This is a genomic window from Algoriphagus sp. (assembly GCF_039969895.1).
Lineage (GTDB): Bacteria > Bacteroidota > Bacteroidia > Cytophagales > Cyclobacteriaceae > Algoriphagus.
Genome location: NZ_JBDVMZ010000004.1, coordinates 84,003 through 101,021 on the forward strand (window position 1 = coordinate 84,003; position 17,019 = coordinate 101,021).

Consider the following 17,019-nt stretch of genomic DNA (forward strand, 5'->3'; position numbering starts at 1 on the left):
TAGATCGATAAATTACTTCAATTTGGCTTTAATCAAAAAACCATTGATGGATTTTAAATTGTCAAGCCGCTTCTGTTTAGTAATTTCCAGAAACCGAAAACCCATGAAAAAACAACTACTAAGTCTTTTTGCTGCGTTTCTGATATCGATTCCGGGATTTACGCAGTCTTCTTATTATTTCCCCGGAGAAACTTTTGATCCGAGCATTCCTTCGCCACAAGAATTTTTGGGCTACCCTATTGGAGACTGGCATACGCGATACGATCTTATTGTGAAATACTTTGAAAAACTGGATGAAATCAGTGAATTGGCAGAGTTGAAGACGATTGGCTATACCTATGAGCATAGACCTAAAATCATCCTAACTATCGCTTCCGCAGCTCATATTGACAATCTGGAAGAAATTAGAAAAACTCATATTCAACTTACAGATCCTTCCCAACCAAAACCTGATGTGGCTACTATGCCCTCGATCATGCATTTGGGATATGGCGTACATGGGAACGAGCCTTCCTCTGCCGAAGCAGCCATGCTCACTGCATATTGGCTTCTGGCTTCACAATCTGAGCTGGCGCAAAACCTGCGAGAGAATAGTGTAGTGCATATTGATCCAACTGTAAATCCTGACGGGCGTGATCGTCACAGTCTCTGGGCAAACAGTAATAAGGGCTTTCCTCCCGTCGCTGATCCTTTGGATCGGGAGCATAACGAAGCTTGGCCAGGTGGAAGGACAAATCATTATTGGTTTGACCTGAATAGAGATTGGTTGCCTCTGGCACATGTAGAATCTCAGGTGAAAATCGATTGGTACCACGAATGGTATCCCAATGTGACTACGGATTTTCATGAAATGGGAACTGACGCTACTTACTTCTTTGAGCCTACCAAACCTTTTGGAAGCGAAAATCCAGTGGTTCCAAGAAAAAATTACGAGGAAATCAATGTTCGTTTTGCTAACTACTTCGCAGAATACTTGGATGAGATAGGGAGCTTGTATTACACCAAAGAGTCTTTTGACAATAGCTATCCTGGCTATGGTTCTACTTACCCGGATATTCAGGGAGGCTTAGGATTGGTATTCGAGCAAGCGAGCAGCCGTGGCCATTTGCAATCCAGTCAGCGAGGTGATATTAGTTTTGCTTTTACTATCAAAAATCATCTGGTAAGCTCTATTGCTACTCTCGAAGCGGGGTTGGACAACAGGATTTACATGCATGATTATCTCAGAGAATTCTTCGAAACGGCTGTTTCTGAAGGATCGAAAGACCCAGCAAAGAATTATGTGTTTGGTGATGAATACGATCAGAGCAGAAACCTTCTATTTGTTAATTTTTTGCTTGATCATAAAATCAAGGTCTATGAAAACACATCAGATTTAAGTGTAGGTGGATACGACTTCAAAGCAGGAAAATCGTGGGTTGTCCCAACGGCTCAGCCACAATACAGAATGGTTCGAACTATGTTTGAGGACGTAAAGGAGTTCGCCGACTCTGTCTTTTATGATGCTTCAGCCTGGACCATGGCTCGTGCCTACGGAATGCCTTTTGCGCCTAATTCATCTATCAAATCTGGGAATCAAATCACGGAAATTACTGCTTCCTCATTTGATTTTCCTGCCGGAAAAGCCTACGCATATCTTATCGATTGGTCGGATTATTACGCTCCAAAAATGTTGTTTGCCTTGCAGGAAGCTGGTGTGCATGTGGAAATGATCAACCGTCCCTTCACCGCCAATACCCAAAAAGGTGAGCATAATTTTGCTGCTGGAACGTTGATGATTCCTACAGGTTTTCAAAAATTGGAAGCAGAAAAAGTGAAGTCCACACTTCAAGAATTAGCAAAGGAAAACTCCCAGCAAATCTACTCCACTACTACTGGGTTCAATGTGAAAGGAATTGACTTGGGCTCAAACCTCGTCGGTGCTGTGACACAGCCAAAAGTAATCATGGTCGTAGGAGAAGGTATATCCAGCACGGAGGCTGGGGAAATCTGGTTCCTTATGGATAGTCAGCTAGGCATGCCTATCACCAAAGTGAACTCAGAAGATATGGGAAGAGTAAATCTCTATGACTACACTACGCTTATTATGCCATCGGGAAATTACAATTCTTTCTCCGAGGCTACAGTCACGCATCTGAAAGACTGGATTTCCCGTGGAGGAACAGTTATTTCTATGAAAAATGCCAGTTTGTGGCTAAATCAAAAAGGGATCATCAAGGAAACTTTGATTGAAGCCGATGAGGACGAGAAAGCTGCTGAACCAAAAAACCTTCCCTTTGCTATACAGCGTGATTTTGAAGGAGCTAAGTCGGTTGGTGGGAGTATTTACATGGCCAAACTGGATCTTACTCATCCTATTTCTTATGGTTATCAGCGTGAAGAGCTTCCTGTGTATCGCAACAATAGCATTTTCATGAAGCCTAGTGAGAATAAGTACCTTACTCCTATTCGGTACACAGAGAATTCTTTTCTGGGCGGATACATTTCAAAAGCAAACTTGAACAAACTAGTCCCAAGCGCGAGTGTGATTATTTCTCCGGTAGGTAGCGGCAGAGTAGTCAATTTCTTTGACAGTCCTAATTTCAGAGGGACTTGGTTTGGTACAAACAAACTGTTTTTGAATGCGATCTTCTTTGGAGATTTTATGGATTAACCAAGTGGTTATAGATTTTGCCGTTGGCTAAGTAAAAATGTCAACGGCAGGGCCGATATTAATGCACGTTGTTCCTTCTTAGCAGAATTCGCGGTTAGAAAAAAATACTGATCAACGAAGGTAAGACAAGGTGATACTTCCAGACAATTCTCCGCTCGGTGTATCCATGCTGACTTCTTGGCTAATTACCAACTCCATTTCAGTCACTTTCATTACTTTATAAATCAATTCATTTCCAGCTTCATCACGAAGAATTAGTTGGTCATCATTCACTTTCCAAGTTCCTTGCCCATTGTCATATTCACCTACAAGTCTTTGATAAGTGCTGTCTTCGTTGAGAATCAATCTGCTTTTCACATGTTGATCCAAGCCTCCGTTCACGGTAGCTACCAGATCAGGACCTGCCGTTTTCACAAAGAGAAAATCAGATCCTTGCCAGGTTCCGAGTAGCTTTTTTTCCAATCCGCTGGAACAGGAACCGAGCCCCATCAAACTTAGAGTCAGAACTAGTAAAAGGGAAAATTGAAAATTAGATTTGGAGAATTGCATATTTAAATAGTGTGGGCCGTTTTTTACTACGCTTATTTGTGGCCAAACTAATACAAATTCCTTTTAAAATTAGGTAAAAAGTACATACCAATCTAAGTCAAAGTATAAGTACGCAGCCGTGTTCGCTGCGTTTTCCCTTACGGACTTTGTCGTTAAAATCTCAAAAAAAACACCTGAAGAATCTCCAGGTGTTTTTCCATCAATTAAAACTTAACTGTTATAGTTTGAAATTCACGGGAAGAGTCATCCGTGTTTTTACTTTTTCTCCATCTTTTTTGCCGGGCGTCCATTTAGGAGATTCTTTCACCAAGCGCATTACTTCCTCATCACAGCCTTTGCCTATACCTTTGAGGATTTCTATGTTGGATGTTTCACCATTCTCCAAGACGACAAAGGTGATGATCACTTTCCCTTCTACTTTTGCTTCTCTGGCAGCAATAGGATAAGTCATATTTTTGCCGAGGTAAGAATTCCAGCCTTCTATGCCTCCAGGAGGGATAGGCATTTCATCAACTTCCAGATAAACTCCGTCCTTAGCTGTCTGTGCAAATGTCTCTTGGCTAGGAAGTGCTAAGAAAAACAATGCAATCAGAACCACTGAGGCTATTTTTAGTGAGAAAATATGCTGTGCTAGTTTCATGGTGTTTGGTTTAGATCTTAGTTTCTAACTGGAACTTCTATGGTTGCTGGGAAATCATCTGTCACTTGAGTAGGCGATTTTTTCACTTCATTTGAATTTCCATCAAGCCTAAATCGTACGGGAATCCTCATTCTAGTATTTACTACTCTCTCACGTTGTTCGCCAGGAATCCAATTTGGTGCGTTTTCAATGATACGAATTACTTCCTCATCAGCTCCACCGCCTATTCCACGTAAAATATCTATATCAGAAAGACTTCCATCTGTATTTACTACAAATACGGCGATTACAGAACCTTCAATTCCTAATCGTTTAGCTTCTGCTGGATACACCAGATTTTCAGTCAAATATTGATTCCAAGCTGCCATACCTCCTTGAGGCATAGGTTGCTTTTCTACAACATCAAAGATAACATCTCCATCCATAGCCAATTTCCGTGCTGACATATCAGCCGGGCCGATCTGAGGAGTTTTAGATTCGCCCATCATAGTTGGGCCTTCGATATCTTCTTCTGGCGTTATTTCGCAGGAAAACACGAAAAATAGTGCCGCCAAGACAGGGATTGCAAGCAGGAATCTGCGCATTTCCTTTTCCTGAGACTGTGGTTTACTCATCATAATAATTCGTTTTTTGGTTTGAAATTGGTTGAAGTTGTTCATGAAGTGCCAGCCCTGTCCTCCAGTAATCATCTGAAGTAGAAGTCCGGAATATTCTTTCTTGGAGTAGGAAGTAGTCACTCCCTGATCTGCCTGATATTCATGCACTTCACGAAGTGATCGTTCAAACTGATAAATGAGAGGATTGAACCAAAAGATGATTTTGGCAAACTGGACAAAAAGCAAGTCCCAGCTATGCTTCAAGCGAACATGAACGGATTCATGAAGTACAATCTGCTTTTGCTCAGCTCTCTTCGGATCGAAATCAGGAAGCAAGATGTAACTGAAAAAAGATGCCGGAATAAATTTAGGATGAACCGCAATCCAGTAATTCTGGTAGCGCATCAATCTTGATTTACCCAACAGATGCTGAGAAGTAACAAAGCCTACTATCAAATGCACGGTCATCACGACCACACCGGCTAGGTAGGCGTAAAAGACAAGCTCTTGCCAAGAAATATTCCTTGCCTCCTGCTCAACTCCTATTCCTACCAAAAACTCCGGCAACAAGATCTCAGCAGTGCCCATCGTAGTGATTCCCAATTCGAACGAAAGTGCAGGAATGGCAAATGAAAGTACTAACATACCAATCAAAACCATCCGATTCAGCGTGAAAAATGTCAATTCACTTAATACAACCCGATAAAACAGAACCGTGATTGCCACGCAGATACTCGCTTCGGCAAGGTAAATTAGGATAGCATTCATGAGTCTGTGGGTTTGTCCATGTCATCGATCATCTTTTGTAAATCTTCGATCTCCTTATCCGAAATCTTATTTTCCTTCACCATAAAAGAGAGGAAATTACCCACCGAACCTTCGAAATAATGCTTTACCAGTTGATTCACGCTTCTTTTGCTGTAGTCAGCCTGCGAGATCAATGGAAAATACTGGTGTGTGGTGCCGTAAGCTTTGTGATCCAAATACCCCTTCTTCTCCAAAAGCTTGATAGAAGAAGCCAAGGTAGTATAGGGTGGCTTTGGCTCAGGTAGCTCATCAAGTACATCGCGTACTAGCGCTTTTTCGAGTTTCCAAAAAATGCGCATAATTCTTTCTTCGTTGCTATTCAATTCGTTCATATCCCCAATCTAACAACGAATTTTTAATAATCCTACGAAATATTCGTATTAAATAGAAAAAGTTAGAAAAAAAGAAAAATTACTAGCAAAGGATACGCTGAACAAGCTATCGAAAACCTAATCCAGCAATGTTATCAGATTAGGGATTAAGTGTAAGGATAAGACTTAACAACTTTTTCAGAGTTTACTCATCCTGTTCCTCAATCAAAATAGAACGAGTAAGAATAGAGGTGACATTGAAGTAGCCAAGTACATCTGAATTCCCTTGGACAACTTTAATATTGGTATCGGGATTTTGAGGAGGAGAACTGAACAATCCTCCATCGTTTGAAAGCAAACTCGCTAGCTGACTGAGGTAGTTATAAGGTTGTTCGTTTAATCGGTATAGCTCCAATCGCACGCGATCGCCTACGTCAAAAGGGTAATTTAACTCAAGGCCATTTTCAAAAATCCCAAATCCAAATCGATCATCAAAGAGCAAGTAATCACTGGCGTCATTTTTCAAAGTGTCATTTTCTATCACTCTAATCCGGTAAAAATTATTCTCTTCAAATGGAATCCTGCCATACACTTTGATGTAATAGCCCTCATCATTGAAGAGAGGATCTTCTTCATATTGATAGGTAAGGCTATCGACTATCGGCGACTCGAGCAACTCCCCACTAGACTCGAACTGCAAATCTTGCCAATTGACCACCAGCTGATAGCGCTCACCTACCTCAGCGACTTCTTGAGAATTCAAGGGTCGATAGGAGTTGGAAGTTGAATTATAAGCAAAGGGTATTACTTCGTTGAGGCGAGTATTTAAGATATATACTTCCGCGTCTTTTATGCTTTCTATGCTGGTAGTATCAAAATAATTCTGCGCTAAGGTCACAGAAACTTCATTGTAGAAAGGTCGATTCGTCCAAATCGCTTCAATGACAGGCACTTTGGAATCAAAAGTCCGCAAAGGTAGATCAACTTCTTCTTGACAAGAAAACCCAAGAATTGCCAGAAGGATTATACTTATTCGTTTCATAATCATTTAAAATTGGAAGTTGTAGGTAATAGAGGGTAAGATGCTGAACAAGTAAGTCATCACTATTCCTTGCCTTGAGGATACGATGGGGCCATCTTCCGAACTGTCATAGTTGATATCATCATTGTATATCTCTCTAAATTCATAAGCGAAAGGATTTTTTCTACCGTACAGGTTATATACGCTGAAGTTCCAGCTCCCTTTCCATTTTCTGCCCTTGTCGGCATTCTTCCATGTGATGGATGCATCCATCCGGTGATAATCTGGGAACCTATCTTCATTTCTATACTTAGAGTACAACGGAACAGCTTGATTATCTACAGGATAAACTCCTATTGGAAAAGAAACAGCCTGCCCACTGGTATAGACAAAAGTCAATCCTGCAGACCAATAAGGAGAAAACTCATGATTAACTACTAAACTGACATCATTTGGTCGGTCATACCGTGGGTTATATTTCAAACCCTCTGAAACACCCGGTGTCTCACGCCAAGAACGAGAATACGTGTAAGACAACCATCCTGTAGTTTTTCCTATATTTTTCCGTAATAAAAACTCCGCGCCATAGGCATAGCCATCTCCGGTGAGGATTTCTGTTTCTAGTTGATCGGTGAAAAGAACCTCTGCACCATTTCTCAAATCGATAATGTTTTTGAAAGTCTTATAGTAGCCTTCTACCGAAAACTCCCACTTGTTCTTATTGAAATTTTTGAAAAAACCCAGAGAGAACTGGTCGGAACGAATAGGTGGAACATAAGTCCCCGCCAAAATCCACCTATCCAAAGGGAGACCAGCCGAACTGTTTGAGGCTATCTGCACATATTGGAAATTTCTATTGTAAGCCGTTTTGATGGAGAACTCCTCGTTCACTAAATATCTGAATGCAATCCTAGGCTCTAGCCCTTGGTAAAATTTGATGTTTTCAAAAGTATTATAGGATATCGTATCCGTCACTAAGGCATCTGGATCTGGTACTCCATCCTCGTATAGATAATCCACCCCTTTGCCAACTTGATTGTAGAAACCCCATCTTAATCCTGCTTCGGTACTGAACTTCGGACTTATTTCGTAAGTAAATCCCCCGAATATATTATTTAGAATTCCATTTGTCGGACTGGTACTAAATGGATCAATCGCACTTTCACCGGTCGGATTCAGCTCGATGGGCGCGAAGTGATAAAATTGACTGTGAATACCTCCATAGGCTTGAAAAGAATCATTTTTCACATAAGTCAGCATTCCTTTAACGCCAGATTCAGAGAGGTGATTTATCCAATCAAAGCCATTTTCGTCATCATCCAAAGCTACTTTATACGTGTAGATCGAATGATATCCCTCTACATCCAGAAATAGTTTTTCCGAGATATTTCGCTTCCAGTTGACCGATGACACCCAGTTTTTCCAGCCTAGTGAAAATTCATCTGAAAGACCCAACAGGTCACTTCCCTGGTAGCTCGATATAGTCAGCTTATCTTTATCTCCCAGCACAAAGGCTACTTTCCCACTCAAATCATAGAAGTTAAGTTTGTTGCTGTTCAAGTCTGGATCTGAGGAAAGTTTCAAAAACAAATCCGCATACGTTCTTCTGGCAGAAACAACAAAAGTTGATTTGTCTGAGAAAAGCGGTCCATCCAGAGTAATTCGAGAAGAAATAGTCCCTATGCCTCCTTCTCCATGAATTTTCTGATTATTACCCTCCTTCAGCGACACATCAATCAAAGAGGAAAGCCTTCCACCAAATGACGCTGGCATATTTCCTTTGTACAGCTGCACTTCTTCCAGCGCATCAGGATTGAACACCGAGAAAAACCCAAAGAAATGTGAAGGGTTGTAGATCGGCGCTCCATCTAATTGAACCAAATTCTGATCGGCAGATCCCCCACGGACGAAAAGTCCACCCGTCCCTTCACCGGCAGTTTGCACACCCGGTAGCAATTGCAAGCTTCTCAAAACATCTACTTCTCCAAAAAGAGCAGGTATTTGCTTGATGGTAGCTATGGGGACAGTTACTTTGCCTGTTTCTAGATTTTTGACTTGCTCATCTGGTCTTCTTTCCTGAATGATAATTTCATCTAGAGACATATCTTCAGGTTTTAGGAAAAACCGCTGCGGTTTGCTCAAGTCCCTGTTCGTGATTTCACGGATGGAAGTTTCATACCCAATGAATGAGACCACCAATCGAGCAGGAAGCGTTTTTACTTGAATCGAAAAATTCCCATCGAGATCTGAGACTACCCCACTACTAATAGCGCCTTCCCAATAAATACTAGCGCCAGGAAGCGGAGAAGAATCAGTCACGTCAAAAACTTGCGCTGTAAATAGCTTGGTATCCTGAGCTGAGACTTTAGAAAAAAAGATAAGTGAGAATAGAAATAAAACTAATTTTCCCGAAATAGTAACCTGCATCATGAGCTTAAAATTAGAGACAGATGACCACAACTAAACTATTAGCAAAAATTAATATTTGTTAATAAATACACTCAATTCAAGATTCACCCTCTTCTTCTTAGGTTGTCACTTTTAAAGTAAGCTTTATTTTATAATTTCAGGGCATGATTTGGGCATATCCGGACGTAAAACTCACCCTGTTGTTAGCCGGCATTTTCGGCTTGCTGTATTTTATTTACCTATTTCGCTATTGGAACATCAACCGTCGGCTAGAGGTAGAGAAGCGCAGACTATTCACCAAAATGGTGATTAGAACGGTTTATTTCGCGCTTTTCCTAGTTGCATTTGCGGGTCCTTCTATAGGTACTTCTTTGAAAGAAATTCAGGAGGAAGGCAAGGACATCTTCATCGCGGTGGATCTTTCCCAGTCGATGAATGCCACAGACATCGGCCCTAGCCGACTTCAGCGTATTAAGTTTGAATTGAAAAACCTGACCAAGAGCTTTCCATCTGATAGAATCGGTTTGATAATCTTCAGCTCGGAAGCATTTATGCAGTGTCCACTGACCTTTGACCAAAGTGTGCTTCAGTTGTATATCGATGGATTGAACACCGGCTTAGTTCCAAACTATGGAACAGATCTGAATGGTCCTCTTCGAATGGCTGAAGAGCGCTTCCTCAGCGATGAAAGCCAAGAAGTGAAATCCAAGTCTATTATTTTGATCTCTGATGGGGAAAATTTCGGAGATGATTTAGAGGATATTGGATCTAGGCTAAATAATGAAGGAATTAAAGTATTTTCTCTAGGTATAGGAACAGAGGGCGGCAGTAGTATCCCACGAGGTAATGGTCTGGTAATCGATCCTGCAACAGGCAAACCCGCTCAGACCGTCTTGGATCGTACTCCGCTTCAGCAGATTGCAGCAGAGACCGACGGTGGCTATTTTGAAATATCAGATGAAGTCTCCGAAATTGGGGATTTGACAGCGGCTTTGGAGCGTGTAGAGGGTGGAGTGACAGGTTCACGAATTGTCGAAGCCTCTGCGAATAAGTATTTTTACTTTCTCCTGGCTGGATTAGTGCTTTCCTTGCTAGATATGATGTTACCACTGAAAACTATCAAACTATAAATGAGCTGGACTAAGCTTACATTGGCTTTTTTTCTCCTGATTCCCGCATCTTGGACTCGTGTTTCTAGATTGAACGCAGCGATAGATTTGGCAGCAGAGAGCTACGCCAAGACCGAATATGAACAATCCATCGCCAATCATCTGGTACTTATAGATGAATTCGGGTACGCATCACCTGCTTTGGATTTCAACCTAGGATTGAGTCATCACTATGCAGAAAAGCTAGACGAAGCAGCAGGCTATTACGATAAGGCCTCCATCGCTCCAGACAAAATTTTAGCCTCTTTCGCTTTCAATCAAGGTGGGGTTCTCTTGGGAAATAAAAAGGAATACGAGCCGGCACTCAATAAATTCAAGTCTGCTCTAATCCAAGATCCGACCAATGAAGTGGCAAGATATAACTACGAATTGCTCTCCAGATGGATGCAGCGCGATGAGGATCGCAAAAATGAGGATCAAAACAAACCTGAGCCATCTGACTTTGCGAAGCGTAAAAAAGCAGAAGCAGATCGCTTAGTGGAACAATTCCGCTTCAAAGATGCGTTGAACCTAATGAACGATGCCCTGCAGCAGGATGAAACTGTAGCGGCGTATCAAGATTTTATCACCAGCCTTCAAGAAATCACAGAGATCGATGAACAATAAAATTCTATTTATTCTCGGGATTACTTTCACACTTTGCATGGGTTCAAGCTTCGCTCAGACTTCGGGTGAATACTTTAATCGTGCTGCCCGGTCCTATGTCAAAACTGAAAAAGATCAGGCTTTGGCTACTGTGAACGATGGATTGACGAAATTCCCTGGCGATGCAAAATTGCAAGCATTGAAAGAAAAGCTGGAAAAAGATAAAGAGGAGCAAGAAAAGCAAGATCAGCAGAACCAAGAGCAACAAAATCAAGAAGAAAAGCAGCAACAGCAAGACAATTCACAACAAGGTGAGGAAGGCGAGCAGCAGGAATCTAAAGAGGATGGGGAAAAAACTGACGAGCAAAGCGACCAAGAATCCCAAGAAGGCAATCCATCCGACAAAAGCGAAGACAAACCAGGTGAAAACGCTAATGATCAGATGGATGCTAACTTAGCTGACAAGCAAAAAGCTATGGAGGAATTCAAAGAAAAGCTGAAAGCCATGAACCTCACCCCAGAGCAAGCAGCCCAAATTCTGGAAAGCATGAATGGCGCCGAACTCCGCTACATCCAACAAAACAAGAAAAAAGCCACCGAGAGACCTAAAAGAGGGATTCCGGATTGGTAAGAAAGTGGGGTGTTGGATGTCGGGTCCCCGATGTTTCCTACACCTGACAGCCTACATCGGTCACCAAACTTTAAATAAACCCAAATAATAATGATTAAAGAAGTATATATCGTATCCGCAGTGAGAACTCCTCTTGGGAGTTTTGGAGGGAAATTGGCTGGTCTTACAGCAGTAGAACTTGGTAGCACAGCCATCAAAGGAGCGTTGGAAAAGGCTGGAGTAAAATCAGAAGCTGTTCAGGAGGTATTTATGGGAAATGTAATTTCAGCCAATCTTGGACAAGCACCTGCTCGTCAGGCAGCTATAGGTGCTGGGATTGGTTATAATGTTCCTTGCACTACAGTGAATAAGGTGTGTGCTTCTGGCATGAAAGCCGTGATGTTTGGCGCGCAATCCATCATGCTAGGAATCAATGACGTAGTAGTGGCTGGCGGAATGGAAAGCATGTCGAATGTGCCGTTCTATGTTCCAAAAGCAAGATTTGGCTATAAATACGGTAATGCAGAATTCGTGGACGGTTTGGTTAAAGACGGTCTTTTCGAAGTGTATTATAAATTTCCCATGGGAAACTGTGCCGATAATACCGCCAAAGAAATGAATATTTCCCGTGAGGATCAGGATGCATACGCGATCCAATCTTACCAGCGATCGGCAGACTCTTGGGCAAAGGGATACTTCAAGGATGAAGTAGTTCCTGTAGAGATCAAAGGTCGAAAAGGTGAAATAATTACTATAGACGAAGACGAAGAATACAAGAATGTGATGTTTGACAAGATCCCTTCACTTCGTCCAGTTTTTGACAAAGAAGGAACAGTTACTGCGGCTAATGCTTCCACGATGAATGATGGAGCTTCGGCTTTGGTGTTGGTGAGTAAGGAAAAAGCGGAGGAATTAGGTTTGAAACCTTTGGCAAAAATCCGTGGTTTCGCGGATGCGGCCACTGATCCACTTTGGTTTACCACAGCTCCTGCCCTAGCTATTCCAAAAGCCATTCAGCATGCGGGCTTGACCACAGAAGATGTGGATTTCTATGAAATCAACGAAGCGTTTTCGGCTGTTGCTCTTGCCAATCAGAAAGAATTGAATCTGGATAATGACAAAGTGAATGTCTTCGGTGGAGCTGTTTCCCTTGGCCACCCATTAGGAGCTTCTGGAGCTAGAATCATTTCTACGCTGAACTCAGTTTTACATCAGAAAGACGCTAAAATCGGTGTTGCAGGTATCTGTAATGGCGGTGGTGGAGCTTCTGCTATTGTGATTGAGAAAATGTAATCAGCAAACGACTCATATTTTACCGCAGGGCTTTTAGTCTTGCGGTTTCTTTTTTCACTATGAACCACGTATTCTTTCTAATCGTATTTTGCCTGACAGCCAATTTTGCCTTGGCTCAAGATACTATTCGTACCTATTACGATTTGGAAGAAAGCCTAATCAAAGAACAATACATACGAGTCAATGGCAAAGCAAACGGTGTAGTCAAACTTTTTGATGAGGAAGGACAGCTTATTTTGATAGGCTTCCTAAAAAACGATCAGAGAAATGGAGTTTTTGCTGACTTGGATCTAAAAACTGGCGATACACTGAGAACCGTTCCATTTGTAAACAATAGTAGATCAGGTGAGTCTGTAAGCTTTTTCCCAAGTGGAAAAATAAAACAAACTTCCACGTACCACGACAATCAACTCCAGGGCGAGGTTATCACATATTATGAGTCTGGTCAAGTTCAAGACAAAACTTTTTTCATAGATAACAAACCAAATGGGCTAAGCGAGACTTTTTATGAATCAGGTAAGCTCGCATCCCGAGTATATTTTTCCGAAGGAAGGTATCACGGAAGCTTCGAAGAATATTCTGAAGGCGGACAAGTATTAGTTACTGCCACTTATGCCGATGGGGAGCTAGATGGAAGAGAAATGCAATATTTCGAGGACGGTCAACTCAAATCACTGATTGATTACTCTGATGGGATTTTGGACGGAATTTATCAGCTGAATTATCCCGATGGCACACCTGAGCGTCGGGGTACTTATAAAAAAGGCTACGAGGAAGGTGAATTGCTGTCTTTTCACCCCAATGGAGAGGTAAGAGAAAAGGCAGTATTTAAAAAAGGCATTCCGATTCAGCCCACAAAAAAATATGATGAATCTGGCAAGATTGAGCAGAAAAAGACTTTCAATAAGTCTGGGGGCTTGATTTTGGAAATCAACTACTTCCCAAATGGAGAGATTTATTCCGCTATCAATTATTTGAATAATCTAGCCGAAGGCGAAGTCAGAATTTACCGTGAAGATGGATCGTTGGAAGAAATAAGAAGATATCAGGAAGGAAAACTGCATGGGAAGCGAGAATTTTTCGATGAAAAAGAAGTGCTGAGAGAAACAGAATTCTACGAAAAGGGAAACAAAATCAATAAATAATTTAGCTGGCTAGAGAGGAAAGAAAAAGCTTTTCTATTTTTGCCCAAACGATACAAGGATGAGTAACGCAATCAAAGAAACCAATTTTAAGTTTCCAGGACAGCAGGGATTTTACAAAGGTAAAGTTCGTGACGTCTATATGTTTGACAAAGAATTGATTGTGGTAGCATCCGATAGGATATCGGCTTTTGACGTGGTGCTTCCTAAACCTATTCCTTACAAAGGGCAAGTTTTGAATCAAATCGCCGCAAAATTCCTAGCCGCTACATCTGACATCGTACCAAACTGGGTGACTTCAACTCCCGATCCCAATGTGACCATTGGTGTACGATGCCAGCCTTTCAAAGTCGAGATGGTGATTCGAGGTTACCTATCAGGTCATGCAGCCAGAGAATACAACTTAGGAAAAAGAATGATGTGTGGTGTGGCCATGCCTGAGCACATGCGTGAAAACGATCCATTTCCTGAGCCTATCATCACGCCTACTACCAAAGCCGACGAAGGTCACGACGAGGATATTTCCAGAGAAGAGATTCTAAAGCAAGGAATCGTCAGCGAGGCAGATTACGTTCAATTAGAACAATATACTAGAGCCTTGTTCCAAAGAGGTCAGGAAATGGCTAATGAGATGGGATTGATCTTAGTAGATACGAAATATGAATTTGGCAAAGTCGGAGAGAAAATATACCTCATCGATGAGATTCACACTCCAGATTCTTCACGCTATTTTTATGCTGAAGGCTACGAAGAAAATCAAGCAAAGGGAATAGCCCAGAAGCAGCTATCCAAGGAATTTGTAAGGCAATGGCTGATTTCGAATGGTTTTCAGGGAAAGGATGGACAATCGGTGCCTGAAATGACAGAAGAAATTGTAGAAAGCATCTCGGATCGCTATATTGAGCTGTTCGAAAAAATAACTGGAGAAACTTTCCAAAAAGCAAATACAACAGAAATTGAGTCTAGAATCGAGAAGGCTATCCTTTCACATTTAGGCTAAAAACCAACTAATAAAAAACACATGAAATATTCCATCGATAAGAAAGAACAGTACGTAATCTTCACTCCACAGGAAGAGAAGCTGGATTCATTACTAGCTCCAGTTTTAAAATCTGAATTGTTGACAATTCACGCTGAAGGCTTCGAAAATCTTGTATTGGACATGAGCGAAGTCAAATATGTGGACTCCTCTGGACTTAGCGCCTTGCTAGTTGGAGATCGTGAATTCGGTAAAAATGGTGGGGTTTTCATCATTTCTGGCGTACAAGATCACGTGATGAAACTCTTGAAAATCTCCATGCTGGACAAAAAGCTCAATTTGGTGAGCACGCTTGAAGAAGCGAGTGAAGCAATCTTCATGCATGCAATAGAAAGCGGTGAGGAGGAAGAAGAGGAGGAAGGTTGATTCCAGACTTTGAAGTCACCATATTAGGAAACACCTCTTCCATTCCAGTACATGGAAGACATCATACTGCCCAAGTCGTTAGATTTGGGCAGGATTTTTTACTGCTAGATTGTGGCGAAGCCATGCAGCTGCAGGCGCGCGCTTTCAAAGTTAAAGTTTCGAAAATCAACCATATTTTCATTTCCCATCTTCATGGGGATCACTATTATGGATTGATTGGTTTACTTTCTAGTTACAGCTTAGCCAAACGGACTACTCCACTGACTATTTTTGGACCAAGAGGCCTGGACGAAATTATTACCACCAATTTTCGCTACAGTAACACCAAACTACCCTACCCTTTACATTTTGTGGAGACCTGTGATGATGGTTTGAATTTACTCCTAGAAGACAAGCTGTATAAAGTTTATAGCTTTCCTTTGAACCATAGAATCCCTACCACCGGCTTTTTGATTCGGGAGAAACAAGGGTTAAGGAGTATGATTAAGGAAAAGCTTCAGGAGTCGAAAGTTCCACTGGCGGCAATTCAGACGCTTCGCTCTGGCAGAGATTTCACTGATCAAAATGGTAAAATCTACAAAGTAAAGGAATACACTCACCCCCTACCTGCTTTGCGAACTTATGCCTATTGCTCAGATACGATTTTCAATCCAGAGCTAAAACAATATTTGAAGAATGTAGATTTACTATATCACGAATCTACTTTTATGGATGATAATGCGGAACGAGCTGCCACTACATTTCATTGTACTGCAAAGCAGGCAGCTGAAGTGGCGAAGGTGAGCAAGGTGAAAAAGCTGCTTTTAGGACATTTTTCCTCTAGATATTTACATTTAGAGCCTTTGCTGGACGAGGCAAAAAGTGTTTTTCCTAATAGTATTTTGAGTGAAGAAGGTCAATCTTATTCCATATGAACAGCATTCAGGAGTCCAAAAAAACCAATCTTTTTATCATTCTTGGAAGCATATTCCTGACGAATGCTATCCTCGCAGAAATTATAGGAGTGAAAATTTTCTCCGCTGAGAAAACCTTGGGTTTTGATCCGGTGAACTGGACATTTTTTGGCGAGTATCTATTGGATTTCAATCTCACGGCAGGGGCAGTGATCTGGCCTGTGGTGTTTATTACCACCGATATTATCAATGAATATTTTGGCAAAAAAGGCGTGAAAAAAATCTCCTTTCTCACGGCTGGATTGATTGCTTATGCATTTATAGTGATCAGTGTTGTCACATTACTTACCCCCGCAGATTTCTGGTTAGAGGTGAATGCCTCTACTCCAGACGGAGACAGCTTCAATATCAGCTATGCCTTTAACACAATCTTCCGCCAAGGTCTGGGAATTATCATAGGTTCACTCACCGCTTTCCTGCTAGGGCAATTGATCGATGTCTATGTGTTCCAAAAGCTAAGAGCTGTCACCGGCGAAAATAAAATCTGGCTGAGGGCAACTGGTTCCACATTGGTAAGCCAGTTTATCGATTCATTCGTGGTATTAGGAATCGCCTTTTACGTATTTGGGAATTGGACTCTCAGTCAGATCATAGCAGTAGGTATCATGAATTACCTCTACAAAATGACTGTAGCGATTGCCCTTACTCCCCTTCTATATTTAGCTCACGGCATTATTGATCGCTATCTGGGGAAGGAGTTAGCTATAGAAATGATAGAGGAAGCCAGTGAGGATAAGGCGTTTTTTTGATTTTAGATTGGAAGATTGGAAGATTTGAAAATTTAAACTCGAAAATAATTCGTTAATTAATTGAATATCTTTGAGTAATGAAGACATTAAGATTAGATATCTCTTTAACTGACTTAAAGAAGTCACT

16 protein-coding genes are annotated in these 17,019 nt (G+C 41.5%); 10 read left to right on the forward strand and 6 right to left on the reverse strand.

Going from position 1 to position 17,019, the window contains the following annotated elements:
* Positions 1-103: 103 nt before the first annotated feature.
* A complete protein-coding gene (locus ABJH64_RS01390) occupies positions 104-2,653 on the forward strand; it encodes a M14 metallopeptidase family protein (protein ID WP_348276810.1) in 2,550 nt (849 codons plus the stop codon).
* A gap of 111 nt (positions 2,654-2,764) precedes the next feature.
* Here the strand turns inward: ABJH64_RS01390 and ABJH64_RS01395 are convergent, their stop codons facing one another.
* The 6 genes from ABJH64_RS01395 to ABJH64_RS01420 form a co-directional block, all read right to left on the reverse strand.
* Positions 2,765-3,202 carry a hypothetical protein gene (locus ABJH64_RS01395; protein ID WP_348276809.1) on the reverse strand — a complete coding sequence of 146 codons (438 nt, stop codon included), beginning with the start codon at positions 3,200-3,202 and terminating at the stop codon, positions 2,765-2,767.
* Positions 3,203-3,419: 217 nt separating this feature from the next.
* Positions 3,420-3,842, reverse strand: coding sequence for an energy transducer TonB (locus ABJH64_RS01400; RefSeq protein ID WP_348276808.1), 423 nt, complete (start codon positions 3,840-3,842; stop codon positions 3,420-3,422).
* Between the two features lie 17 nt (positions 3,843-3,859).
* Entirely contained in the window at positions 3,860-5,206 is a 1,347-nt protein-coding gene (locus ABJH64_RS01405; protein WP_348276807.1) for a M56 family metallopeptidase, read from the reverse strand.
* On the reverse strand, positions 5,203-5,577 hold the full coding sequence (locus ABJH64_RS01410; protein ID WP_348276806.1) for a BlaI/MecI/CopY family transcriptional regulator: 375 nt from the start codon (positions 5,575-5,577) through the stop codon (positions 5,203-5,205). Before ABJH64_RS01410 ends, ABJH64_RS01405 begins: the two co-directional genes overlap by 4 nt.
* A 184-nt stretch (positions 5,578-5,761) precedes the next feature.
* A complete protein-coding gene (locus tag ABJH64_RS01415; RefSeq protein ID WP_348276805.1) occupies positions 5,762-6,598 on the reverse strand; it encodes a DUF4249 family protein in 837 nt (278 codons plus the stop codon).
* Positions 6,599-6,604: 6 nt separating this feature from the next.
* Complete coding sequence (locus tag ABJH64_RS01420) at positions 6,605-9,004, reverse strand: TonB-dependent receptor (protein WP_348276815.1); 2,400 nt, start codon at positions 9,002-9,004, stop codon at positions 6,605-6,607.
* 146 nt (positions 9,005-9,150) lie between these two features.
* Here ABJH64_RS01420 and ABJH64_RS01425 point away from each other — a divergent pair, with 146 nt between their 5' ends.
* The 9 genes from ABJH64_RS01425 to ABJH64_RS01465 all read left to right on the forward strand — a co-directional run bounded on the left by ABJH64_RS01425 (position 9,151) and on the right by ABJH64_RS01465 (position 16,892).
* A complete protein-coding gene (locus ABJH64_RS01425; protein ID WP_348276804.1) occupies positions 9,151-10,116 on the forward strand; it encodes a VWA domain-containing protein in 966 nt (321 codons plus the stop codon).
* A complete protein-coding gene (locus tag ABJH64_RS01430) occupies positions 10,117-10,761 on the forward strand; it encodes a hypothetical protein (RefSeq protein WP_348276803.1) in 645 nt (214 codons plus the stop codon).
* Positions 10,751-11,371: a hypothetical protein gene (locus ABJH64_RS01435; RefSeq protein ID WP_348276802.1), complete on the forward strand. Its 621-nt coding sequence runs from the start codon at positions 10,751-10,753 to the stop codon at positions 11,369-11,371. The genes ABJH64_RS01430 and ABJH64_RS01435 overlap by 11 nt, the downstream gene beginning before the upstream one ends.
* Before the next feature lie 93 nt (positions 11,372-11,464).
* The gene (locus tag ABJH64_RS01440; RefSeq protein ID WP_348276814.1) at positions 11,465-12,643 is read left to right on the forward strand and encodes an acetyl-CoA C-acyltransferase; all 1,179 of its coding nucleotides are present in this window, start codon (positions 11,465-11,467) and stop codon (positions 12,641-12,643) included.
* Positions 12,644-12,702: 59 nt separating this feature from the next.
* A complete protein-coding gene (locus tag ABJH64_RS01445) occupies positions 12,703-13,788 on the forward strand; it encodes a toxin-antitoxin system YwqK family antitoxin (protein WP_348276801.1) in 1,086 nt (361 codons plus the stop codon).
* Positions 13,789-13,846: 58 nt separating this feature from the next.
* Entirely contained in the window at positions 13,847-14,785 is a 939-nt protein-coding gene (locus ABJH64_RS01450) for a phosphoribosylaminoimidazolesuccinocarboxamide synthase (protein WP_348276800.1), read from the forward strand.
* Between the two features lie 21 nt (positions 14,786-14,806).
* Positions 14,807-15,190, forward strand: a complete 384-nt coding sequence (locus ABJH64_RS01455) for an STAS domain-containing protein (protein ID WP_348276799.1) — start codon at positions 14,807-14,809, stop codon at positions 15,188-15,190.
* Complete coding sequence (locus ABJH64_RS01460; protein WP_348276798.1) at positions 15,187-16,104, forward strand: ribonuclease Z; 918 nt, start codon at positions 15,187-15,189, stop codon at positions 16,102-16,104. The genes ABJH64_RS01455 and ABJH64_RS01460 overlap by 4 nt, the downstream gene beginning before the upstream one ends.
* The gene (locus ABJH64_RS01465; RefSeq protein ID WP_348276797.1) at positions 16,101-16,892 is read left to right on the forward strand and encodes a queuosine precursor transporter; all 792 of its coding nucleotides are present in this window, start codon (positions 16,101-16,103) and stop codon (positions 16,890-16,892) included. The genes ABJH64_RS01460 and ABJH64_RS01465 overlap by 4 nt, the downstream gene beginning before the upstream one ends.
* Positions 16,893-17,019 lie beyond the last annotated feature (127 nt).